This is a genomic window from Salinicoccus albus DSM 19776, from assembly GCF_000385175.1.
GTDB lineage: Bacteria > Bacillota > Bacilli > Staphylococcales > Salinicoccaceae > Salinicoccus > Salinicoccus albus.
Map to the genome: position 1 here is coordinate 46,309 of NZ_ARQJ01000018.1, position 21,918 is coordinate 68,226.

The 21,918-nt window shown below is 43.5% G+C and carries 27 protein-coding genes; 4 read left to right on the top strand and 23 right to left on the bottom strand.

All coding sequences use genetic code 11. The features are described 5' to 3' along the window. Positions 1-10 precede the first annotated feature (10 nt). From glmU to G343_RS0102380, 9 genes are all read right to left on the bottom strand, one after another. Positions 11-1,372 carry a bifunctional UDP-N-acetylglucosamine diphosphorylase/glucosamine-1-phosphate N-acetyltransferase GlmU gene (glmU, locus tag G343_RS0102340; protein ID WP_020006500.1) on the bottom strand — a complete coding sequence of 454 codons (1,362 nt, stop codon included), beginning with the start codon at positions 1,370-1,372 and terminating at the stop codon, positions 11-13. Between the two features lie 124 nt (positions 1,373-1,496). Further along, entirely contained in the window at positions 1,497-1,883 is a 387-nt protein-coding gene (gene spoVG, locus G343_RS0102345) for a septation regulator SpoVG (RefSeq protein WP_020006501.1), read from the bottom strand. A gap of 76 nt (positions 1,884-1,959) precedes the next feature. Beyond that, positions 1,960-2,337 carry a RidA family protein gene (locus tag G343_RS0102350; protein WP_026366243.1) on the bottom strand — a complete coding sequence of 126 codons (378 nt, stop codon included), beginning with the start codon at positions 2,335-2,337 and terminating at the stop codon, positions 1,960-1,962. A gap of 25 nt (positions 2,338-2,362) precedes the next feature. Then, positions 2,363-3,211 (bottom strand): pur operon repressor, encoded by an 849-nt coding sequence (gene purR / locus G343_RS0102355; RefSeq protein ID WP_020006503.1) that lies wholly within the window; start codon positions 3,209-3,211, stop codon positions 2,363-2,365. A gap of 62 nt (positions 3,212-3,273) precedes the next feature. Next, positions 3,274-4,119: a 4-(cytidine 5'-diphospho)-2-C-methyl-D-erythritol kinase gene (gene ispE / locus G343_RS0102360; RefSeq protein WP_020006504.1), complete on the bottom strand. Its 846-nt coding sequence runs from the start codon at positions 4,117-4,119 to the stop codon at positions 3,274-3,276. 94 nt (positions 4,120-4,213) lie between these two features. Beyond that, a complete protein-coding gene (locus G343_RS0102365) occupies positions 4,214-4,681 on the bottom strand; it encodes a flavin reductase family protein (protein ID WP_020006505.1) in 468 nt (155 codons plus the stop codon). 98 nt (positions 4,682-4,779) lie between these two features. Next, positions 4,780-5,475 carry an ABC transporter permease gene (locus G343_RS0102370; RefSeq protein WP_020006506.1) on the bottom strand — a complete coding sequence of 232 codons (696 nt, stop codon included), beginning with the start codon at positions 5,473-5,475 and terminating at the stop codon, positions 4,780-4,782. Between the two features lies 1 nt (position 5,476). After that, positions 5,477-6,325, bottom strand: a complete 849-nt coding sequence (locus tag G343_RS0102375; RefSeq protein WP_020006507.1) for an ABC transporter ATP-binding protein — start codon at positions 6,323-6,325, stop codon at positions 5,477-5,479. A gap of 160 nt (positions 6,326-6,485) precedes the next feature. After that, on the bottom strand, positions 6,486-7,400 hold the full coding sequence (locus tag G343_RS0102380) for a LytTR family transcriptional regulator DNA-binding domain-containing protein (RefSeq protein WP_020006508.1): 915 nt from the start codon (positions 7,398-7,400) through the stop codon (positions 6,486-6,488). Positions 7,401-7,569: 169 nt separating this feature from the next. Here G343_RS0102380 and G343_RS0102385 point away from each other — a divergent pair, with 169 nt between their 5' ends. Then, entirely contained in the window at positions 7,570-8,136 is a 567-nt protein-coding gene (locus G343_RS0102385; RefSeq protein ID WP_020006509.1) for an NADPH-dependent FMN reductase, read from the top strand. A 68-nt stretch (positions 8,137-8,204) separates the two neighbouring features. Here the strand turns inward: G343_RS0102385 and G343_RS0102390 are convergent, their stop codons facing one another. The 5 genes from G343_RS0102390 to metG all read right to left on the bottom strand — a co-directional run bounded on the left by G343_RS0102390 (position 8,205) and on the right by metG (position 12,831). Next, complete coding sequence (locus tag G343_RS0102390) at positions 8,205-8,468, bottom strand: Veg family protein (protein ID WP_020006510.1); 264 nt, start codon at positions 8,466-8,468, stop codon at positions 8,205-8,207. A gap of 74 nt (positions 8,469-8,542) precedes the next feature. After that, positions 8,543-9,442 carry a 16S rRNA (adenine(1518)-N(6)/adenine(1519)-N(6))-dimethyltransferase RsmA gene (gene rsmA / locus G343_RS0102395; protein ID WP_020006511.1) on the bottom strand — a complete coding sequence of 300 codons (900 nt, stop codon included), beginning with the start codon at positions 9,440-9,442 and terminating at the stop codon, positions 8,543-8,545. A gap of 2 nt (positions 9,443-9,444) precedes the next feature. Next, the gene (gene rnmV, locus G343_RS0102400; protein ID WP_020006512.1) at positions 9,445-9,999 is read right to left on the bottom strand and encodes a ribonuclease M5; all 555 of its coding nucleotides are present in this window, start codon (positions 9,997-9,999) and stop codon (positions 9,445-9,447) included. 82 nt (positions 10,000-10,081) lie between these two features. Next, positions 10,082-10,846 (bottom strand): TatD family hydrolase, encoded by a 765-nt coding sequence (locus tag G343_RS0102405; RefSeq protein ID WP_020006513.1) that lies wholly within the window; start codon positions 10,844-10,846, stop codon positions 10,082-10,084. A 17-nt stretch (positions 10,847-10,863) separates the two neighbouring features. Beyond that, on the bottom strand, positions 10,864-12,831 hold the full coding sequence (gene metG / locus G343_RS0102410; protein WP_020006514.1) for a methionine--tRNA ligase: 1,968 nt from the start codon (positions 12,829-12,831) through the stop codon (positions 10,864-10,866). A gap of 296 nt (positions 12,832-13,127) precedes the next feature. On the opposite strand from metG, the gene G343_RS0102415 reads away from it, so the two are divergent. Next, on the top strand, positions 13,128-13,409 hold the full coding sequence (locus tag G343_RS0102415) for a transition state genes transcriptional regulator AbrB (protein ID WP_156823554.1): 282 nt from the start codon (positions 13,128-13,130) through the stop codon (positions 13,407-13,409). 44 nt (positions 13,410-13,453) lie between these two features. On the opposite strand, the gene rsmI is transcribed toward G343_RS0102415, so the two are convergent. From rsmI to G343_RS0102460, 9 genes are read right to left on the bottom strand one after another with little or no spacing between them, the layout of a single operon-like run. Further along, positions 13,454-14,272 carry a 16S rRNA (cytidine(1402)-2'-O)-methyltransferase gene (gene rsmI / locus G343_RS0102420; protein WP_020006516.1) on the bottom strand — a complete coding sequence of 273 codons (819 nt, stop codon included), beginning with the start codon at positions 14,270-14,272 and terminating at the stop codon, positions 13,454-13,456. After that, the gene (locus G343_RS0102425) at positions 14,238-14,531 is read right to left on the bottom strand and encodes a GIY-YIG nuclease family protein (RefSeq protein WP_020006517.1); all 294 of its coding nucleotides are present in this window, start codon (positions 14,529-14,531) and stop codon (positions 14,238-14,240) included. The genes rsmI and G343_RS0102425 overlap by 35 nt, the downstream gene beginning before the upstream one ends. After that, a complete protein-coding gene (locus tag G343_RS0102430) occupies positions 14,524-15,252 on the bottom strand; it encodes a tRNA1(Val) (adenine(37)-N6)-methyltransferase (protein ID WP_020006518.1) in 729 nt (242 codons plus the stop codon). The genes G343_RS0102425 and G343_RS0102430 overlap by 8 nt, the downstream gene beginning before the upstream one ends. A gap of 39 nt (positions 15,253-15,291) precedes the next feature. After that, complete coding sequence (locus G343_RS0102435; protein ID WP_020006519.1) at positions 15,292-15,606, bottom strand: initiation-control protein YabA; 315 nt, start codon at positions 15,604-15,606, stop codon at positions 15,292-15,294. After that, a complete protein-coding gene (locus tag G343_RS0102440) occupies positions 15,607-16,416 on the bottom strand; it encodes a PSP1 domain-containing protein (protein WP_020006520.1) in 810 nt (269 codons plus the stop codon). 7 nt (positions 16,417-16,423) lie between these two features. Continuing rightward, complete coding sequence (locus G343_RS0102445) at positions 16,424-17,332, bottom strand: hypothetical protein (protein WP_020006521.1); 909 nt, start codon at positions 17,330-17,332, stop codon at positions 16,424-16,426. A 12-nt stretch (positions 17,333-17,344) separates the two neighbouring features. Next, positions 17,345-17,674, bottom strand: coding sequence for a cyclic-di-AMP receptor (locus G343_RS0102450; protein WP_020006522.1), 330 nt, complete (start codon positions 17,672-17,674; stop codon positions 17,345-17,347). 14 nt (positions 17,675-17,688) lie between these two features. Next, complete coding sequence (tmk, locus tag G343_RS0102455; protein ID WP_020006523.1) at positions 17,689-18,303, bottom strand: dTMP kinase; 615 nt, start codon at positions 18,301-18,303, stop codon at positions 17,689-17,691. Further along, entirely contained in the window at positions 18,300-19,553 is a 1,254-nt protein-coding gene (locus G343_RS0102460; protein ID WP_020006524.1) for an Orn/Lys/Arg family decarboxylase, read from the bottom strand. Before G343_RS0102460 ends, tmk begins: the two co-directional genes overlap by 4 nt. 374 nt (positions 19,554-19,927) lie before the next feature. On the opposite strand from G343_RS0102460, the gene G343_RS0102465 reads away from it, so the two are divergent. Beyond that, entirely contained in the window at positions 19,928-20,359 is a 432-nt protein-coding gene (locus tag G343_RS0102465) for a hypothetical protein (protein ID WP_020006525.1), read from the top strand. Positions 20,360-20,553: 194 nt separating this feature from the next. Then, complete coding sequence (locus tag G343_RS0102470; protein ID WP_020006453.1) at positions 20,554-21,873, top strand: ISL3 family transposase; 1,320 nt, start codon at positions 20,554-20,556, stop codon at positions 21,871-21,873. Positions 21,874-21,918 lie beyond the last annotated feature (45 nt).

Here is a 21,918-nt window from a genome sequence, read left to right on the forward strand (position 1 = left end):
TCATCCTCCATTAATTATCTTTTTTGTAGTAATCTTTTTTCGTCGTTTGTCTGTTTCTCGCGATCGCTAAACTATCCTCAGGCACTTCGTCTGTAATGGTTGAACCGGCTGCGATAAAAGATCTGTCACCGATGCTAACCGGTGCGACGAGGTTTGAGTTGCAGCCGATGAATGCATCCGCACCGATTTCAGTCAGGAACTTATTTTTGCCGTCATAATTGACAGTAATTGTGCCACAGCCGATATTCGAACGCTCCCCTATTGCTGCGTCCCCAATATAACTTAAATGAGATACTTTTGACTCGTCTTCAAGTCTGGATTTTTTCACTTCAACAAAGTTGCCGATCTTCACATCCCGACCCAATTCCGCCTGTGGTCTGAGCTGTGCAAAGGGACCGACTGTCGTTCCTTTGCCTACGCCTGCGCCTGTGACTACAGAATGCTTAATTTCTGCATCATCATCGATCGTCGAGCCATTAATCTCTGTGCCAGAAGAAATGATAACATTTTTTCCGATTTTAGTGTTGCCGCGGATAATTGCACCCGGATAAATAATGGAGTCACTGCCAATTTCAACTTGCGCATCGATATAAGTCGCCACTGGATGGACTAAAGTGACTCCGTTCTCCATGTGACGCGTATTAATACGTTTTCTCAATATTTCTTCAGCATTTGCGAGAGCAACCCTGTCGTTAATACCGAGTGTCTCTTCAAAGTCAGGTGATATGTACGCTTCGACACGGGCCCCTTTATCGCGCAGTATAGAAACAACATCCGGCAGGTAATATTCATTTTGGGCATTGTCGTTCCCTACCTGGCCGAGTGCCTCAAAGAGTGCTTTGTTATCAAATATGAAGGTGCCTGAACTCACCTCTTTGATCTCTCTTTCAAGATCGGTGGCATCTTTGTCCTCGACAATTCTCTTTACAGAGCCGTTCTCTTTTCTGACGATACGTCCGTAACCAGACGGTTCCCCAGTACGGGATGAAAGGATCGTTGCTTTTGATCCCGTATCCAGGTGATAGTTCATGAAGGCCTGCATCGTTGTATCCGTTATTAAAGGTGTATCTCCGCAAACTACCATCGTATGCCCCTCTGCATCCGACAGTGCTTCCCTCCATTCCATCACCGCGTGGGCAGTGCCCAGCTGTTCCTCCTGTATCGTCTGCTTGATACCATCACCCAAATAAGTGCCGACAGTCTCAGAGCCATGCCCGAGCACAGCGTAGACATCAGTGATGCCGGCCTGACCCAGATTGTTGATTACATGCTGAATCATCGGTGTGCCGCACACTTCATGAAGCACTTTGTACTTCTCCGATTTCATACGCGTCCCTTTGCCAGCCGCCAGAATAATTGCTCTCGTTTGCATACTCTACCTCCAGTTTATGACTATCCCAATTATATTTTACTGGCTGTTTACTTTCAAGATGAAAGAGATAACACCGATTTTTCACATAATAAAACCCCGTAATGTTATTTACGGGGCGAATATCTTATCTATCTTCTTCCGGTTCATCTCTCACTGTCTTCTCTTCACTCGGGTCGATGACAGATTGACGTCCATCGTCATCATCCTCATTTTCGGATTCGGATGCTTCCTCCGAGTCACCTTCCTGTTCAACCGTTTCGGATTCCTCATACACTTTCATGACTTCTTCCTGTACATGCTGACGCATATCGGAATGAATTGGGTGGGCAATGTCCCTGAACTCACCATCCGGCGTCCGCTTGCTCGGCATTGCTACAAACATTCCATTATTTCCTTCAATGACCCGCAGGTCATGGATGACAAACGAATCATCAAATGTTATAGATACGAGGGCTTTCATTCTGTTGTCTTGGTTATTTACTTTCCGCAGTCTGACGTCTGTTATTTTCATAGCCTGTTTTCCCCCAATAATATTATTGTTGGATCGTATGTGTACTGCTTCAGTCTACCAATACTTTTCTTTTATATTAATTTGATTCAGTTGCTATAACTTCTACTTCAACTTTGACATCTTTAGGCAGCTGACTGACTTCTACACATGATCTTGCAGGTAGTATACCCGTAAAATAGGCGCCATAAACGTCATTGATTTTAGGGAAATCTGCCATATCCTTTATGAAAATCGTTGTCTTCACAACGTTCTCATAATTTAATCCAGCTTCTTCCAACACCTTGCCAACGTTATCCATCACCTGCTTTGTCTGCACTTCAACATCGTCGGAGACCACTTCTCCCTCCAGGTTCAAAGGAATCTGGCCGGACGAATAGAACATGTTGCCGACTTTCACGCCGTGGCTGTATGGTCCAAGTGCTTCCGGTGCATTTTTAGAATTTATCTCTTTCATCATTATAAAACTCCTTTTTGTAGTGTTAATCGTTAAATCTTTTCTCATCATTCCAAACATAGTCCATACAATTGCCTTCTTCCACCAGAAAGGCCTGGTTGAATTCATCGATATCAGAAACCTTGAGCAGGGAAGTATAGTCATTAAAGCGTCGGTTTTCCACCTGTTTTGCTTCGACAAGGACACTGACTCCCACAACACGGGCTTTGAATTCCTCCATCAGATTGATAACGCCTGTGATGGAACCGCCGGCCCGCAGAAAGTCATCCACCACGAGCACTCTTGAGCCTTCCTCCAGCGTCCGCTTGGAAAGTACCATCGTTTCAATTTTGCGTGTCGATCCGGACACATAATTCACCGATACTGTCGATCCTTCTGTAACCTTATTATCCTTGCGGATGATCGCGACAGGTACATTCAGCTTGCGTGCAACTGAATTGGCGAGGGAAATGCCCTTTGTTGCGATGGTGACGACAGCGTCTATTTCTTCCTCACCATACATTGTGGCAATCAGTTCGCCGATATCATTCATCAGATTCGGATAACCCATGATATCCGACATATACAGATATCCGCCCGGCAGCAGCCGTTCCTTTGTCTTCAGCATTTTCATGAATCTGCCAATGATCTCTTCAGCCCGGCTGACGCTGATTTTAGGCTGGAAAGAAACACCCCCGCCCGCGCCGGCAGTCGTTTTGACAATGCCGATACCATCACTTTCAAATACATCTTTTATGATCCTTATATCTTCACTGATTGAAGATTTCGCCTGGTTGAATTTGTCCACGAAAAATGTCAGCGGAATCAGCTGGTTTGGATTGGATGTGAGGTGATGCGTCATAAAGACGAGGCGTTCACTGCGTTTATATTTCATATATAGACTCCTAATACCGTATTTAATATAAAATTTTATCATAAAAGTTCGGTTTTTGACAATTAACCAAGGAGTCTGACTTTGTAAACTTCGTTGCAGCATCCTTTCATCGCATTATAAAGATGTGACGCCTGCCTTTCCTTCTGGACAAAGCCGAAAATTGTCGGACCGCTGCCGCTCATCATTGCAGCATCTGCGCCGCATGAATCCATACTGGCGAGAAGTTTTTTCACTGCCGGGTACTTCCTGCAGGTCACTTCCTGCAGATCATTCTTCATAAGAGATACAATGCTCTGATACTCCCCATTATTCACAGCCTCAGACATATTCTTTGAAGCTGGGAGATTTTTTCCAGGTTCCAAAGCGCCGTATATTGTCCTGGTTGAAACATTAATTTCCGGTCTTGCTAAAACAATCCATGCATGCGGCGGTTTTGACAAAGGCTGGATTGTCTCCCCCCTGCCGGCAGCCATCGCAGTTCCGCCATAGATACAAAATGGGATATCAGACCCGAGTTTGCCGGAGAGCTCCGCCAGCTCTTCAATATCTGCCCCCAGGGCATAAAGGGCATTCATCCCCCTGAAAGCTGCTGCAGCATCAGCTGAGCCACCGGCAAGGCCTGCTGCAATCGGTATTCTTTTATCGATAATGATATTGACACCTGTTTTGATCTCATATGTCTCCATCATCAATTCAGCGGCCTGATAAACCAGGTTTCGCCTGTCAGTCGGCACAAACTGATGGTTAGTATTAATTACAATCTTCCCATCTGCCCGTTTCTCAAACGACAGGTGATCGTTCAGATCAACAGTTGTCATCACCATATTCACTTCATGAAAACCATCTGCTCTTTTGAACAGCGTGTCCAATGTCAGGTTTATCTTTGCCGGAGCAGTCTCATAATGCATTCTTTCACTTCCATTTGCTCGATCATTTTTGTACAGTCTACCATAAATCCAATGGGTGCAATACGCTGTATTTGACTTAATTTAATACCTGTATTTATTCTGTGTCTTCAATCCTGCCATACTGACCTTTATAAAATGTCAACGGCTCACCGTCATCAAACAGGATTTCATCCACCTCCCCTAAAAACAGCGTATGATCCCCTGCCGGAATCTGCTGATAAAAATCACAGGCAAGGGCGGCCAGACTATGGCGCAGCACAGGGACCCCGTCGATGATATCAAAATCAATCTCCTTGTCATAAAGCTTTTGCCGGGCGTAATGCATGGAGAGATATCTCTGAGCCTCGCTCAAAAAGCTGATGCCGAAAGTCTTGGTATTCTTCATCTTTTCAAGCATCGAGGCACTGTTATCTATTGAAACCAGGACAAGCTTCGGGTCCAGGGACACGGACATAAAGGCATTCGCAGTCATACCGTGTATCCCGTCATCATCTTCAACTGTAATGACAGTCACACCTGTGGCAAACCGGCCCATGGCATTTCTGAACGTACGATCTTCCACTTAAAACACTCTCCTTTCAGATAGTCGGATAAAAAAATCAGGAACATGATACATTCAATGTATCATATTCCTGACAAAAGCCTAAACTCATATATTTATCACGCATCTTTCATACGCGCTTTAAACGACCATGCCGCATATACAAAACTGAGCACCACCCATAATGACAGAATAAGCATCGGCACCAGTGCTTCTCCATCGTAAATTGCCATATTCTGATATAGCGGGAGATAATCTGCAGCCTGTCTGATAATATGGGTTTCATCCTGTATGATAATTTCTATCATCGGTGTGAAACCAAAAATAAGCATGATCGGCAGCAGGTAGACTGAAGTGGTGGCGACACTTTTCACTGTCAGGCCAACGCCAATACCAGAATTTAAAAAGAATAATCCCAGCAGAATAATCCCTGTAATATCCATCGCTCCCCAGGACATGTCCATATCCATGATGAGAAAGGAAACTGCTAATGAGACCGCAGTCATCAGTGTAACTACCAGACTTTTGCCAACCAGGATATCCATCATGGAAGCCGGTGACTGGACCAGTCCTCTGAGCGTGTTCTTTTCATTTTCTTCAGCCATCATGGTCATGATGCCGCTGGTCAGTATCGATGAGAAGGCAATACCGACAATGAGGAATATGAGCATTGATGGTATCTGCTGGCTGTCCCCCATGGAACCGTACATAAAAGCGATGAGTACCGGCAGCAGAATCGATGTGAAAAGCATCATATTACGTGTAAATTCCTTAAAATCCTTCTCGAAAATTGTCATTATTCTTCCCGCATTCATCCTAGACAAGCTCCCTTCCCGTAACTTTTTTAAACACTTCCCCGAGGCTTGGATAGTCACTTCTGATATCGATGACATTGCTGTCAAATAAAGCTGTTTCCAATATATTTTTGTTGACTTCGGACCTTTCATAACTTTTGATGATTCCGGTCCGGTAGGTCACATGGATTTTGTTATTCTTATAGGAATGTCTCAGATTGTCCGGCCTGCCCTGATCAAGGATCCTGCCATTGCTTAAGAATGCGACATGATCGCACAGGACCGTTGCTTCCGCCATGTTATGCGTCGTCAGCATTATTGTTGTTCCCTGTCCTTTGATGGTCAGCAGCATGTCATGTATCCGTTCCGTCGTGACGGGGTCAAGCGCGCTTGTCGGTTCATCAAGAAACAGGACTTCCGGCCGGTGAAGTATCGCTTTACATATTAATATGCGCTGTTTCATCCCTTTTGACAGCAGCGACACTTTTTTATCCCTTTGTTCGGTCAGTCCGACATGTTCCAATACTTCCTGTATTCTGTGCCTGCCTGCGCCATACAGCTTTCTGAACAATTCCAGATTATCTTTGACAGTCAGCCGATCGTATAATGAACTGTTATCTGACAGGATACCAAGCTGCTTCACATATGCAGATCTCCCAAAATCCCTGTCTGTAAATCCAAGCACCTCTGCTGTACCGCCGGATATTTCGACTTCCCCTGTCAGTATTTTCATTGTCGTCGTCTTACCCGACCCGCTCGGCCCGAGGAGACCGAAAATATCACCGCGTCCGACTTCAAAGTCGACACCGTCAAGCGCGCGTTCGCTGCCAAATCGTTTCGTCAGGTCCTGTACTGTAATTACCGCTGTCATTTCAATTCCTCCTTCATGTACTGATTACAGTTTAGGATGGAGGGAAAATGTATGCGATAATAACCGGATGAACTGAGGTAAATTTGACTTGAGTTGTATATCACAGAACCTGCGGTGTCCTTAGTTCTGCTGAGATGTACTTATTTTTGATGAGCTGTACCTAGCCCATAGTCAGAAGTTCCTGAATCTCGCTGAATTTTTTCCTGGAAAGCGGAATCTTACTTTTTTCTTCATTTTCAATGGCAATCGAATAGGTGTTTTTAGACCAGGTGATAATTTCTCTTACTTTATCGAGATTAACGATGTAGGATCTGTGGCATCTGTAGAAACCATAGTGCTTCAATTTCTTTTCAGCTTCTGCCAGCGTGTAATCGATTGAAAACTTTTCCCGGGAAATATTAATATATACCTTGCCTTCATCGCTCTCTATATACTCAACATCCTGAAGATCCACAAAAATCGTCTTATCCTGCGATTTTGCCTTAAGACGGTTCAGGGAATTTTGGTTATTCTCCGGTTCTTCCGGCTCTGTCGGTACGTTTTTCAGGCCATCGCTGTTCAATTTGGAGATATTGCTGCTAATAACAAAGGCATCTTCCGTCCTGCTGGTGACAACGACTAATGATTTATCCATTTCCTTGAGCTGTGACATCAATTTATGAAACAGACGGATATTTGCATCTGTTGCATGATGAAGCGGTTCGACAGCGAGTACGTGACTGGCATCCGCCAGCACCGCTCTGACAAATCCTACCCTCTGTATTGTTTCCGGTCCGCATTTTGAGATGCGGAGTTTTGCATCTCCAGCAAGCTGATACTGCTTTAACAGATCATCAATTTTCAAATGGCTGCCGTACCATTTCCTGTAGAATTTGATATGTTCCCTGACGGTCAGTCTTTCGTATACTTCAGCAGGATTCTTTAAAATATATATTCCGGCTTCTCCTTCTGCGAGTACGGTTGTCCTATGCAGATATTCTGCGGTCATTTGGATGACTGACAACGCACCGCGATTAAAGTCTATCTGCTGGTCGTTATCCTTTTCGATAATGCCGGCTACTTTCAGTTCCGTCATGGAATTTCACCCCAATTTACTAACATGTGTATATTATAATACATAAAATGAGTACTCATTAATAAAAATGGAACATAATGGTTGAAATCTGAAAAAAATAATGTATTATATTTATTAGGTTACTTTTAATAACCTTCAAATAAATAGTAAACAATCGGAGGATTTATCAATGACTAACATAGGTATCATTACAGGCTCTACACGCGAAGCCCGCGTAAACTTACAGGTCGCAGAGTGGGTTAAGGATTTTGCAGAAAATATGAATCTTGAAGATGTCAACTTTGAAATTGTTGATACTAAAGATTATGATTTCCCAATGTTTAACCAGGACCTCCCGCCTGCAATGGCTAATAAGGAATATACACTTGAGGTCGTTCAGCAATGGTCTCAAAAAATTGATTCACTTGACGGTTTCATATTTGTTATCCCTGAGTATAATAAGAGCATCCCGTCATCACTCAAAAATGCCATCGACTACATCGGTCCTGAATGGGGCAACAAAGCTGCCGGCATCGTAGGCTACGGTTCCACACTGGCTGTGGCTTCAACGATCTCACTGCGCCAGGTTCTGTCCAACCTGAACGTCGCAACTGTCGGACCTTTTGGTGCCTTCAGCCTGTTTACGGACTTTGAAGATATGCAGACCTTCAAACCTGCTGAAGTTCACAACAATACAATCGAAGGTGTAGTAAGCACAGTTTCTGCTTGGTCTGGAGCACTGAAAACAATCAGATAGCAGCACTGACCTTAAAGTAAGGCACAATAAAAACCATCCTCAAAATTGAGGATGGTTTTTTCGTTCGATTATTGGATTACAAATGCTTCTCTCTGATCATCATAGAAAGTCACTTCTACATTAGCCGTCAATACATCGGTGTATGTATACGACACTCTCTCAAAATTATGTTCCTCCTGATCTAGTTCCACCACAAAAATCGAAGGATATGTCTCTCTCAAGATGCCTCGTCTTTCAATCAATTTCTTGCGTCCTCCGTTAGCACGAAGTAAAACTGGATTTCCCAATTGACAATCAAGAATATTTTTGATGTCGATTAAAGTTTTTGGCATTTGGCCCACCTCACTGAATACATTATATCAAGTTTACATAAAACTGTCAAAATTTCATTGAAATTTTGTTACTTTTATGCCTGTCTGTTTCTCAGCTTGAGAGCGGAAAAGTTTTTCAGCTCGTGGTAGATACCAGAGTATTCCTCTATCGTTAGGCTTTCTCCTCTGCGTTTCGGATCGATACCAGCTGATTCCAGTAGTTCCTTAATTTCATTTTTCAGTTGCTTTCCGTTTTCAAAGGCACTGATATAATTGTTCAGGATTGTTTTTCTTCTCTGGGCAAAAGCAGTGCGGGTCAATCTGAAGAATAATGCTTCATCGTCGATTTCCACCTTCTTCTTTTCCCGCTTCACCATTTCTACTACGATTGAATCGACATTCGGGTTCGGCATGAAGACTGTCTTCGGCACAATCTGTACGGTACGGGCATTTGTATAGTAATCAATGGCTATCGACAGCGAACCGTAGGATTTGGTATCGGGAAGCGCACTGATACGTTCTCCGACTTCCTTTTGCATCATGACATAGTATCGTCCGATCGGCAGATTCTGCTCCAGGAAGTTCATAATTATCGGTGTGGTGATGTAATAAGGCAGATTAGCAACAACGATAACCTCTTCCATTCCTTCAAAATATCCCTTGATGGCCCTGTCGATATCTGCCTTTAGAATATCTCCATTGATGATTGTAATATTGTCATAAGGTGATAAAGTGTCTTGTAACACAGGGATCAGACGCTGGTCAATTTCAAACGCCATGACTTTCCCCGCCCGTTTTGCCAGCTGTTCAGTAAGAGAACCTATACCGGGGCCGACTTCAATGACACCTGTTTGTGTACCGATATCCGCTTTATCAAGCACACTGTTAATGACATTCAAATCCACAATGAAGTTTTGGCCGAGGCTTTTCTTAACGTCAAAACCGTGTGTTTTGAGTACCTGTTTCGTTCTGCCGGCTGTAGCGATATCTTTCATAATTATTCACCCGTTATTTCTTCCAGTATATTTATGATCCGCTGTTTATCAATGCTGTAACGATTCAATTTTTTCCGCAGCTGTCCCGCGTTGGCATAACCAATATTGAGCCTGTCACATAAAATCTGTCTTCTCGCAGCAGCGTCTTTACTGCCGGACAGTTTCCACACTGTCATATCTTTTACTGTCACTGTTTCTTCTGTGACCTGCACACTTGTATGCACATTCTTTAAACTTTCCTTTATATCATCTGGATCAGCATGTTCTATGCCGATACCTCCATCTTTACCTTTTGCCAGTTCACGCAGCAGGAATGCTTCCTTTATATCCGGGAAGTGTTCCAGTATGGTATTGCGGATTTTATGTCCCGGGAAATCCGGGTCTGTAAAGATAATGGCCCCTCTTGTGGCCAGAGCCACTTCTATTTCTTTCAAAACGCTCTCATCGATCGCCGAGCCGTTCGTTTCAATCGTCTCGCATATGACCGCCTCATTCAGCCGTCTTGTATCATCTCGGCCTTCTACAATGATCACTTCTTTTATAACCGATTTTTCCATAAAATTTTTTCTCCTTCAGATCATCATACCACAGCCGGTGATGTCAAAATAAAATCACCGCCCGAAAAAGCGGTGATCCATACTATATCCCGAAAAGATTCTGAGCATTTTTAGTTGTCTGTTCTGACAGTGTCTCAAATGTTATACCGCGTAACTCAGCAATTTTTTCGGCAACAAGCTTCACAAGTGCAGGTTCATTTCGTTTTCCTCTGTACGGATGCGGCGCCAGATAGGGGGCATCCGTTTCGACAAGCAGTTTATCGAGCGGTACATGCACCGCGATATCTTTCGGGTCCTGGGCGTTTTTGAATGTGACAGGACCGCCGAGTGAAATATGGAAATTCATGCTGAGAACCTCATCCGCATCATTTTCATCACCGCTGAAAGCGTGCATGATACCGCCGGCCTCATGTGCATTTTCAGATTTTAATATCTCGATGCAGTTGGCTGTGGCATTTCTGTTGTGGATGATCACCGGCAGGCCCACCCGTTTTGCGAGCGCAATCTGCTTTTTAAACAGTGCTTTCTGGACATCATGCGGGGACTTATCCCAATGATAGTCCAGCCCCGTCTCACCGATTCCAACGATTTTTTTGTGTTCGGCTAAGGATTCTATCCATTCCAGCTCTTTCTCCGTACAATCTATCGCATCCACCGGGTGCCAGCCGATGACACCATATACATTATCGTATGTTTCAATCAGCTCCATCGTGCGTTCAATCGTTTTGCGATCGAATCCCACAACCACCATTTTGCCGATGCCGGCTTCTTCTGCCCGTGTCACAACTGCTTCCAGGTCTTCTTCATACTGGTCAGCATTGAGATGTACATGCGTATCTATCAACATTGCTATCACTCCAGTTGTTATTTTACAGTACTGCCGTTTTCAATGCCATCCGGCACAGAGATGAGGGTCAGGCTGTTTCCTTTTTCAGCTGTTAAGATCATACCTTCAGAGACTTCTCCCCGCAGTTTGACCGGCTCAAGGTTCGTTATCACGAGCACTTTTTTGCCAATGATATCTTCCGGCTCATACTGCATACGGATGCCGGAGACGATCTGACGCTGCTCTTCGCCGAGATCCACTTTGATCTTGAGCAGTTTATCCGTTTTTTTCACACCTTCAGCATTAATGATTGTCGCAGCCTGGATGTCGACTTTATCGAAATCTTCTATATTGATCAGACCCTCTTCAGATTCTTCATCGTCATCATTTTTTGGAGGCGTCATCAGATCTTTGATGTGAGCGACTTCCGCATCCACATCGAGCCTCGGATAAATCGGATGCGGTGTTTTGATCATGCGTTCCTCGATTCTGATACTGCCGTAATCTGATATGGAATCAAATGTCTGAAGATAGGAATCTGTAATATTCATCTGTCTGAAGATTTCTTTCGGACCATTTGTCAAATAAGGCTTTAATAACACTGTAATGATGCGGATATTTTCCGCCAGGTGAACCATGATGTTGCCGAGCGCTTCACGTTTTTCCTCATTTTTGGCAAGGACCCACGGCGTCGTTTCATCGATATATTTATTTGTGCGGCTGATGATGTTCCACACCGCTCTCAACGCCTGATTGAACTCCATTTCATCCATTCCAGCCTCGTAGATTTCAACATTTTCTCTCACTGTATCTTCAAGGCTTTGGTCAAACGCATTTTGATGCCCTTTATACTCAGGCAGTTCACCGTCAAAGTATTTGTTAATCATAGAGATGGTACGGTTGACCAGGTTACCGAGATCATTGGCCAGATCAAAATTCGTACGGTCAACAAATGCTTCCGGCGTAAACACACCATCAGAACCAAACGGCACTTCCCGCATTAGATAATATCGAAGCGCATCCAGTCCGTAACGCTCCACCACTGTTTCAGGATAAATGACATTTCCTTTGGACTTCGACATCTTGCCGTCCTTCATCACCAGCCAGCCGTGGCCCAGCAGTTTTTTAGGCAGAGGCAGATCCAGGGCCATCAACATGATTGGCCAGTAGATCGCATGGAAACGCACAATTTCTTTACCGATCATGTGCACATCTGCAGGCCAGTATTTGTTGAATAAAGTTTCATCTTCTGATGCATAGCCCAGCGCCGTAATGTAGTTGCACAGCGCATCAATCCATACATAAATCACATGTTCAGGGTTTGATGAGACCGGTACACCCCATGTGAAAGTTGTCCTGGAAACAGCCAGGTCTTCCAGCCCCGGACGGATGAAGTTGTTCAGCATTTCATTCTTACGTGATTCAGGCTGAATGAAGTCCGGATTATCTTTATAAAATTGTTCCAGCCGGTCAGCGTATCTGCTCATTCTGAAAAAGTAACTTTCTTCCTGAACGAGCTCCACTTCATGACCACTCGGGGCAAGGCCGCCTGTTATATTGCCGTCTTCATCTTTATAAACTTCTTCAAGCTGAGTTTGAGTGAAGAATTCTTCATCTTCTACAGAATACCATCCTTCGTATTCACCCAGATAAATATCACCCTGATCAAGGAGCTTTTCGAAAATTTTCTGTATTGCCGCTTTATGTTCATCCTCCGTTGTACGGATGAACTGGTCATTTGTAATTTCCAGCAGAGACCATAGTTCTTTCATATAATCTGCCATATCGTCGACATATTTTTGAGGAGAAACTCCATTTTTTTCGGCCTTCTTTTCAATTTTCTGACCATGTTCGTCTGCACCGGTCAGATAATAAACCTCAAAGCCACGCATGCGTTTATACCTTGCCAGAACATCACAGGCGATGGTTGTATAAGCATTACCAATATGGAGTTTACCACTCGGATAGTATATTGGAGTCGTTATATAATAAGTTGGTTTTTCCATGCGTTGTATCCTCCTCGAAATCGTTCATTAACTAAATATAACTAATTTTACCCAGGTTTTCAATGATATCGTTGGCGTTCAAACTATTTACTATGCTATAATCAGCAAGAACTTGGACAAAATGTTAAAAATTTTATTGACAGTGTTCAAGGAATATGATAGTTGTATGTTTCAATCATATAATTTCGGGTATCTGAAGTTATATTCTTAAACTTCAACTTTTAATTAAGGAAAATGGTCATAACAGAATTTTAACACCTAAATTTAACGGCCATTGTGAGAGGAATCTTGGAGGGATTTTTATGAAATCGACTGGAATTGTACGTAAAGTGGATGAACTGGGACGGGTTGTTATTCCTATTGAACTCAGACGCGTACTAGATATTGAAGTGAAAGATGCACTCGAAATCTACACTGATGACGAGACAATCATACTGAAGAAATATAAACCGCAAATGACGTGTGATGTGACAGGTGATGTATCTGAGAAAAACATGCGTCTGGCCGATGGACGAATCGTTCTAAGCCAGGAAGGCGCGGAACAGCTTATAAACGAGATCAAATCTAAAATGGACTAGTGATATTGATCGGGGGGATGAATCCGGCATGTTCGATTCATTCCCTAATTTTTATGGTATATGTCGTAGACATCCTGTTTTTTGAGTCCTCTGAGATCTGCCACCTTCTTAATCGCCTCTTTAGGTTTCAACCCCTGCCCGACAAACTGTTCAACATGGTCATTCACGGGGATATCGAATGATATTGTCTCCTCCGGCGCACCTTCAATAACAATCACGAATTCGCCTTTTAAAGGAATTTCTTTGCCGAGCAACTGATGCATTTCTCTGGCGGCACCCCGTTTATGCTGCTCAAATTTCTTTGTTATTTCCCGGGAAATACTCACCGCTCTGTCAGGATCAAAGTCGCTGATAGCAGACACAGTAGATGAAATTTTATGCGGTGATTCATACAGTACAGATGTGTAGTGATGATTCATTATCTCAGTCAGTTTTTCTTTGCGTTTACGTCCAGTTTTTGGCAAAAAACCGAAATATGTAAATTCAAATGAGGGGATTCCGCTTGCCACCAGTGCCAGTGTAAATGCCGATGCAGAAGGAATTGTGACATACCCGAGCCCCTCAGCCTGCATTCTGTTTATCAGTTCAAATCCTGGATCGGAAACTACGGGCATACCCGCATCGCTTACCAGTGCAAATACCTTCCCCGCTTTCATCGCTTCGATGATGCCGGCTTCCGCTTCCTCCTTATTGAAATCATGATATGACTGGAGCGGTGTATCGATATCAAAATGGTTCGTCAGCTTGCGGGTTACCCGCGTATCTTCACACAGTATAATATCCACATTTTTTAGGGTATCCACCGCTCTGTAGCTCATATCATCCAGATTACCGAGTGGTGTTCCAGTCACATATAAGTGCATGATCATTCCCGCCTTCATTTTCTATCAATATAATTTTCTGTTGCCGTGACATCCGCTTAATGACATATTCCCGCTTCATTGCTTCGCTTTTCGTCTCAAATGATTCAAAGTGTCTGAGCACAACAGGCAGACGGTTCCGCGTATATTTCGCTCCAAAACCGCTGTTATGAGTGTTTATCCTTTGGCTAAGATCACGGGCATAACCGGTATACAGCGTTTCATCCGCACATTCCACTATGTACACAAAATACTCAGCCATAGTACACCCTGAGCATTGCCTCAGAATAACTTCCATTTGTATTGTAAATATAAAACGGCTGGAACACATCGACATACGCCTGACTGTGGAATAACGCTTCGATCAGTACGAACATGGCTGTCCCGGAATTTTCATCATTATATACATACTGCAGCCTTCTGATGCGAAACCCTCCATCCATCAGAACATGGATGGCTTCCATACTCCTTTCCGCCCGATGCACCATATACAGGCGGCCTTTATTTCTGATTAAGTATCTGGCCGCTGAAACAACACCTTTAAGGTCAATATGGATTTCATGCCTTGCGGCACTGTGAGAGTCGAGGGATTTCACAGGCTGATTATTTGTAAAATATGGTGGATTAACAGTGATGACATCGAAAGACGAATGATCGAACATCTCCTTAATCTGTATTATATCCCCCTGATGAATGCTGATTTGCTCTCCCTTACCGTTGAGACTTATACTGCGTTTTGCCATATCAACCAGCCGCTCCTGGAGTTCGACCGCATCAATGTTCAAGGCCGTCCGGTGTGACAGAAGTAACGGTATAATGCCGTTGCCTGAACACAGATCTATGATGTGGCTGTCTCTTTTTAAAAGCCGGGTGAAATCGGCCAGCAGCAATGCATCCACCGAAAATGCAAACACCTTTCTGCTCTGAATGATCTTCATCGACTCGCGGTATAATTCATCCAGACGTTCCCCGTCATTCAGCATTTTCTCACCTCGAATAATAATAAAGACGGCCGCAGCCGCCTATTCTTCTCTATGTCTGAAGAAGCCCTGACAAAACAGGCAGTCATCCCCATGTCTGTGTGTCCCGAAATGGACACTGCACACATGAAATCCTTCATCGTAGAGATTGTTCAGTGTATTCTTTTTGAAAGATTCCGCTTCTGCGGGTTCTTCTTCCTCAAAAAACTGTTCATAATTCTCCTTCTCCATCTGAAGGCTTACATTTTCTTCTACAAGCTGCACGGCAAGCGCTTTGAGTGTCTGGAGTTCCGCATGCATATTTTCAATATCCGACTCCATCTTACTGATATGGGTGAATAGAAGTTCACGATCCATCTACTGCACACCGCCGGCCGCTTCCAAATCATCGCAGTGGAATTCACGGATATAATCGTCCTGATATTTCACTTTAACGACGAGGTCTAAAATATTCATGCCGACAACCTGGCCGCTTCCATCCGGTGTGTTGATCGTCTGACCAACATCCGGCATCCTTTCACGTGCTTCTTCATAGTAATCATCCTCATAGTTAAGGCAGCACATAAGACGGCCGCAGGCGCCAGAAATTTTCGACGGACTGAGTGACAGATCCTGATTCTTAGCCATCTGTATGCTCACCGGCACAAAATCACCCAGGAATGTGGAACAGCAATGCGCACGACCGCATGGCCCAATACCACCGAGGTACTTCGCTTCATCCCGTACCCCTATCTGACGAAGTTCTATGCGTGTTTTAAAACGGGTTGCCAGTACGCGGACTAAACTTCTGAAGTCAACGCGCTCATCCGCTGTAAAGTTAAAGATCAATTTTTTGCGGTCCATTGTATACTTGGCATTCACAAGATTCATTTCCAAGTTTTCAGTCTTAATGGCTTCTCTGCAAAAACTTACTGCTTCGTCAGCCATCGACTCATTTTCATGATATTTCTCCAAATCCTGTTCTGTGGCCCTGCGCATGAAATGGCCATCGGGTTCTACGATATTATCTTCAGGTATTTCATAGTTTTTCTTGACAACACGGAGCAATGCCGTGCCCCGTTTTGTTTCTGCAATTATATAATCATCCCGTTCCACCTTCTCCCGGCTGTTTTCGAGATAAATATTCTCGAAGTAGTCAAGATGGGTGGCAATGATGAGTTCGATCATAATACATTCAACCTTTCGAGCAGATTACCATACTTTCAAAGACGAGCATCGGATGTACATTGAAATGGAGCATGCGATTTGCTGTCAGCACCTCTTCCAGCATTCTGGACAACCGTTCTACAGACTGCCTGCCTTCTATCTTCTCTTCATCATAAGGTTTATAATCATCGAGGTCGAGTGATGCGTGCAGCACCTGTCTGACATAACCGTCGATCAATTGTAAAAGCAGCGTATAGTCTCTGCGTTCTGTACATAATTCCAGCATCTGTTTTATCTCAATTAGAACGAGAGGATGGCTGCCGACCCACTTGGCTGAAAAAGATTTCGCTGCTTTGCGCAAAGAAGAGAAGTTCTCACCCAGATCTTTAACATGCTGCGCATTTAAAGCCAGCACATCGACCGTTTTCTGTTCCGTCGTATTCAAATGTTCCAGAAACTTGACACGGTCGCTGCGGTCACCTTTAATATGAATATGCTGTGATCTGGAATGAATCGTGGGCAGTATGCTGCTCTTATCTATTGTAAGCAGGATTGCTATAGTCTTTTCAGGTGGTTCTTCAAGAAATTTGAGCACGCTGTTTTCTGCTTGCGGCGTTAATTTATCAAATGCCTCAATGACATAAACTTTATAGTCAGACTCTGTTGGTTTATGGTTCATTCGACTTACAAGTGCTTCCACGGCTTCCTTTTTTATCGCCGTTTCATCTGTACGCAGGTAAAAGTAATCCGGATGATTGCCGCTGGCGACCAAAGCTTCGTTGCGTGCGGTATCGCCTAGAACCTTGAGTGCAAAATATTCGCTGTAACGCCGGAGTGTCTCAATGGCATCTCCTTCAAACATATAGGTATGGCTGAGCCTGCCGCTGTCAATGATGCGGTCAAGCTGCTCTGACACACTGCCTGTTTCAATAGTCATAGGGAATACCACTTAAAATCTTTCGAACTGTTCAATTGGCAGAACGAATACTGTGGCGCCGCCGACTTCAACTTCCACAGGGTAGGGAATATATGAATCCGCGTTACCTCCCATAGGTGTCACAGGAGCAACTGTCTGCTCCCTGTTGCCGCAAGTGTCATCAAGCAGCTTGAGCAGTTCATCTACACGGGCATCTTCAACGCCGCACAGGAACGTAGTATTCCCGGCTCTTAAGAATCCCCCTGTTGAAGCAAGTTTCGTGTTCCTGAAGTCTTGTTTGGTTAAGCGGTCTGCCAACCTTTGACTATCATGATCCTGAACAATTGCGATTACCATTTTCATGACTCGTTCACCTCTTATCCCAAAAATTGGTTGATTATTTTTAATGCGTCCTCTGCCACCTTCTCAGGTGTCTGATTAGCATCGACTGTCTTAATGCGCTCAGGGTAAATTTCTGATAATTTATTATACCCTGAAACCACGTCATGATGAAAGTCTATTTGTTCCGCATCCAATCTGTTTCGATCACGTTTGTTACTGGAAATGCGGCTGAGTCCGACTTCAGGATCAAGTTTCAGATAAATCGTCAAATCCGGCATATAGTCTTCAATCGCGAAGCGGTTGATTTCCATAACTGCTTCAGTTCCAATACCTCTGGCATAGCCCTGGTAGGCAATTGAGCTGTCGACAAAACGGTCACATAAAACAACTTTTCCCTGATTAAGTGCCGGAATCACTTTCTCTGTAAGATGCTGGCGTCTGGATGCTGCAAACAATAATGCTTCAGTCCTGTAGTCCATATCGTTGCCTTTGGCCAAAAGAACCTCTCTGATCATTTCACTGATGGTTATGCCGCCGGGCTCCCGGGTTTTGATAACGCTATGGGATTTTAAGAGCATCTCGTATACGGCTGTAATCAAAGTCGTTTTACCAGAACCCTCAGGACCTTCAAATGTTATAAAGTAACTCATCGATTATCCTCATTTTTATAGTATTCCAGATTGTACTGTATACCTTCCATTCTAACACGATTAGACACATAATGTGATAACCAATTCATATGATTATCGGTAATCGTTTCCCCTTCATGAACTAGCGGGACGCCTGGCGGATACGGTACAATCGTACGTATACATGTTCTGTTTTTGAGAATCTCCAGGTTTGTTTTTTCTGGCGTGATATGTACCCGGCTGAAATCAGCTGAACCGATCCTTTCCAAGAGCAGTCTCAGTGGATAACTATGCCCGTTGTGGAACAAAGGTAAACACCATAACACACCTCGATCTGTGACCATTTCATGATAGATGTGCCTATCGGTAAACACTTTTGCCAATTCATAAGGCGTTAGACTCGGATGGTTCAGAATGAGTTTAGTTGGATCATTTTGTGATTTGACTATAATTTCACGGCTTTTGAGTGTCTGTATAATTTTTTTCCGGTTTTTATTGAACAACTCTGGTTTGAAATTATCATAAAACTCTTGAGCACTTTCTATGGACAGCATGATCAGATATGATGGGCTCGAGGTTTCAAAATAATTGACATACTTCATCACTTTATCATGCAATGCGCGGGACTTCGTGAAAATCACACTGGCCATCGTCAGCGCCGGGAGCATTTTGTGATACGACTGGATAGTGATATCCGAATCATACTTCATCGATGATTTCGGAAAATCCGGTGCCATATCCAGATGCGCACCATGCGCCTCATCGGTAATCACCGTGGTACCATAATTGTGGGCGTATTGGATGATATTACTGATGTCAATGGCTTCACCGCTATAAGTCGGATAGGTAATAATGATTGTGTCATGACTGTCCAATTGGCGATTGACGATTTCAGTTGATTTTATATGAACCGGCTTACAGTTGAGCAGCTTTAAGGCATGATAAACCGACTTATGCGCCGAATCGACGATGAAATACCTTTCTGTTTGATCACTGACAGCGTATACTGCTGACAGAATGCCGTTCGTCGTTCCGTTTACCATCATCTGTGCATGATAACCCGGATATTTGCCACTCAGTGTCTGATTCACTTCCTGTAAGATCCCTGTCGGTTCATGCAAATCATCCATCCCGTCAATCTCAGTCATATCAAAATCCAAATGCAGACTGCTGAGATAGCCGATTGTATTATTTTTGTGCCCCGGCACATGCATGGAAATATGCGTATGCCGCTTGAGTAACATCTCTTCCATCTTTTTGTGTAGATTCATCATATTCACCTCCTTAGTTATAACATAAGCACCCTGGTATCGGCGGTTGATGACTGCTCAAAGCCGAGAAATCCCCTCTCCTCCTTGATAATATCTTCAATATAAACACTTTTTAAAATATAATGTGTTGTTACTTCTACAGTACAAACTCAATTTTCTCTGTATATACCCTTTACTCATCAATCTTGAGCAAATATAAGTGATTATGTCCAACTTCTTCAAATATCTTATCATAAAGATATTCTTCCAAATAACCTTAAATCCATCGGCATTTTCTTTCAGATAATACCATTATTTAAAACCGCCTTAGATAAATTGCTCATTACACGTAACATTGTTAACATGAAAGCATGGAAATAAGGAGGAGCAGGCGTATGAGAATATTAGATGATGAAGATTATAAGGATATCCTCAATCAATTTTTCAAACAGAAACACAACACGAAACTTTTCAGGGGATTTGCTAAACTCAAAATAAAAGAAGATGCGTTTACCATGGAAGAACCTTTTGAAAAAATTAAACAGTCTTTTAATGAAGAAATGCAGGCAACAGCAATCATGATGCCTTCAGATGAAAATGCTCAGCGCATTGGAGAAAATGAGTATTTAGGCATCGTAGAATCAGGTTTCATGTCTATGAACCCTAGTCTCATTCACTTTGAGCTCAAAGACAATTACAATCACACGACGACCATTAAAATGAGAGCCCATGGAGCCGAGGGATTGATTAAACAAAAGACGAACAAAAAAGCGATGGATTCGGTAAAATCCACATTTGGCCAAGTGAATTCAGATAATATATCGTAGGTATCAGAAATAATCCAGTAAACACTTAAAAGACGAGTGACATATCAAATGCTTGATGATATGGGCTCTATAATAAATACGGTTGATGACTGAAATGTCATTAATCGTATTTTTCTATAAAAAGGTATAAAAATAGCGCAAATGTTCTTTATAATGAAGTCACCACACCCCATACAAAGGAAACATTTACGCCTATGAAGCATTTTATACTATCTTTACTCCAAATAAAAGAGAATAATATCGACTGCACGAACACGACGGTTGAAGAGATCAGCCATAAAGGGATTAAATCCCTGTTTATCACGGCCAAACTTACGTATATTCCGACACACTGTCCCGATTGTGGATGCATGAATGCTGAGTACAGTATCGTCAAAAACGGGACCCGTGCCTCCCGCATCACGTTGCCGCATATTTCCGGGCTGCCGGCATTCTTAAAACTGACAAAACAGCGCTATCTCTGTAAAGATTGTGGCCACAGCTTTACTGCAGAGACCCCCATCGTCGAGAAATATTGTCACATCTCGACACGCACCCGTCAGTGGATTGCCCACCAATGCGACCAACGGCTCACCGAAAAATACATTTCGGAAATGGCGAGTGTCTCGACAACGACCGTGCGTCGTGTGATTGAAGAAACAGCGCATGCCATTCGTCAGCGGCCGACGCACACCTTACCGGCACACCTCTGCTTTGATGAATTTAAAAGCGTGAAATCGGTGGACACAGCCATGAGTTTTATATTCTGTGATGCGGTCAGCCATCGGGTGATTGATATCGTGGAAGACCGGAAACAATATGCATTAACCCGATATTTTTTACGCTATGACCGGTCGGTGCGCCACAAAGTGAAGACCGTTACGGTTGATATGTATGCCCCTTACTTCCATGTCATTCAGGCGTGTTTCCCGAAGGCAAAAATTATCATTGATAAGTTTCACCTGGTTCAGGCATTAAATCGAGAGCTGAATCGTACGCGCATTCAAGTCATGAATCAATACAGACATCGGGACCGGCCACTATACAATAAGTTTAAACGGTACTGGAAGCTGTTGTTAAAACCACCGAACCACTTAACGCGAACGGAATATAAAAAATATCGGCTGTTTTCAGAATGGAAGTCCACCGACAGTATTGCGCAGTATCTGCTCAATGTCGATGAAACATTAAACGCCAATTACGACTACGCCCATGCACTGTCTGATGCGTTAAGACAGGGCCATATGGAGCAGTTTAAAGCGCTCATACAAACATCACACGCCGCCCCGCTGTCACCCGGTATGCGAAGAGTATTACGGACATTCAAAAAGTATGCGCCGCATATTGAACAGACATTACACTATCCAAAACTAACGAATGGCCCGTTGGAGGGCATCAATAACAGTATCAAAGCATTAAAACGCGTGGCTTTTGGCTATCGGAACTTTGCCCATTTTAGAGACCGGATATTATTGATGACACGGTTATACCAACCGGAAATAAAAAGAGCGCCTAACTCGCGTAAAGCAAGTTAGGCGCTCCGGCTAAAATCTTTCATCAACCCTATTTGACATAGAGCC

What these genes read in the sequence shown, in the direction of transcription:
- glmU (WP_020006500.1), bottom strand. Translation starts at nt 1,372, where the DNA reads ATGCAAACGAGAGCAATTATTCTGGCGGCTGGCAAAGGGACGCGTATG.
- spoVG (WP_020006501.1), bottom strand. Translation starts at nt 1,883, where the DNA reads ATGAAAATAACAGACGTCAGACTGCGGAAAGTAAATAACCAAGACAAC.
- G343_RS0102350 (WP_026366243.1), bottom strand. Translation starts at nt 2,337, where the DNA reads ATGAAAGAGATAAATTCTAAAAATGCACCGGAAGCACTTGGACCATAC.
- purR (WP_020006503.1), bottom strand. Translation starts at nt 3,211, where the DNA reads ATGAAATATAAACGCAGTGAACGCCTCGTCTTTATGACGCATCACCTC.
- ispE (WP_020006504.1), bottom strand. Translation starts at nt 4,119, where the DNA reads ATGCATTATGAGACTGCTCCGGCAAAGATAAACCTGACATTGGACACG.
- G343_RS0102370 (WP_020006506.1), bottom strand. Translation starts at nt 5,475, where the DNA reads ATGAATGCGGGAAGAATAATGACAATTTTCGAGAAGGATTTTAAGGAA.
- G343_RS0102375 (WP_020006507.1), bottom strand. Translation starts at nt 6,325, where the DNA reads ATGACAGCGGTAATTACAGTACAGGACCTGACGAAACGATTTGGCAGC.
- G343_RS0102380 (WP_020006508.1), bottom strand. Translation starts at nt 7,400, where the DNA reads ATGACGGAACTGAAAGTAGCCGGCATTATCGAAAAGGATAACGACCAG.
- G343_RS0102385 (WP_020006509.1), top strand. Translation starts at nt 7,570, where the DNA reads ATGACTAACATAGGTATCATTACAGGCTCTACACGCGAAGCCCGCGTA.
- G343_RS0102390 (WP_020006510.1), bottom strand. Translation starts at nt 8,468, where the DNA reads ATGCCAAAAACTTTAATCGACATCAAAAATATTCTTGATTGTCAATTG.
- rsmA (WP_020006511.1), bottom strand. Translation starts at nt 9,442, where the DNA reads ATGAAAGATATCGCTACAGCCGGCAGAACGAAACAGGTACTCAAAACA.
- rnmV (WP_020006512.1), bottom strand. Translation starts at nt 9,999, where the DNA reads ATGGAAAAATCGGTTATAAAAGAAGTGATCATTGTAGAAGGCCGAGAT.
- G343_RS0102405 (WP_020006513.1), bottom strand. Translation starts at nt 10,846, where the DNA reads ATGTTGATAGATACGCATGTACATCTCAATGCTGACCAGTATGAAGAA.
- metG (WP_020006514.1), bottom strand. Translation starts at nt 12,831, where the DNA reads ATGGAAAAACCAACTTATTATATAACGACTCCAATATACTATCCGAGT.
- rsmI (WP_020006516.1), bottom strand. Translation starts at nt 14,272, where the DNA reads ATGCACTTATATGTGACTGGAACACCACTCGGTAATCTGGATGATATG.
- G343_RS0102425 (WP_020006517.1), bottom strand. Translation starts at nt 14,531, where the DNA reads ATGGCTGAGTATTTTGTGTACATAGTGGAATGTGCGGATGAAACGCTG.
- G343_RS0102430 (WP_020006518.1), bottom strand. Translation starts at nt 15,252, where the DNA reads ATGCTGAATGACGGGGAACGTCTGGATGAATTATACCGCGAGTCGATG.
- G343_RS0102435 (WP_020006519.1), bottom strand. Translation starts at nt 15,606, where the DNA reads ATGGATCGTGAACTTCTATTCACCCATATCAGTAAGATGGAGTCGGAT.
- G343_RS0102440 (WP_020006520.1), bottom strand. Translation starts at nt 16,416, where the DNA reads ATGATCGAACTCATCATTGCCACCCATCTTGACTACTTCGAGAATATT.
- G343_RS0102445 (WP_020006521.1), bottom strand. Translation starts at nt 17,332, where the DNA reads ATGACTATTGAAACAGGCAGTGTGTCAGAGCAGCTTGACCGCATCATT.
- G343_RS0102450 (WP_020006522.1), bottom strand. Translation starts at nt 17,674, where the DNA reads ATGAAAATGGTAATCGCAATTGTTCAGGATCATGATAGTCAAAGGTTG.
- tmk (WP_020006523.1), bottom strand. Translation starts at nt 18,303, where the DNA reads ATGAGTTACTTTATAACATTTGAAGGTCCTGAGGGTTCTGGTAAAACG.
- G343_RS0102460 (WP_020006524.1), bottom strand. Translation starts at nt 19,553, where the DNA reads ATGAATCTACACAAAAAGATGGAAGAGATGTTACTCAAGCGGCATACG.
- G343_RS0102465 (WP_020006525.1), top strand. Translation starts at nt 19,928, where the DNA reads ATGAGAATATTAGATGATGAAGATTATAAGGATATCCTCAATCAATTT.
- G343_RS0102470 (WP_020006453.1), top strand. Translation starts at nt 20,554, where the DNA reads ATGAAGCATTTTATACTATCTTTACTCCAAATAAAAGAGAATAATATC.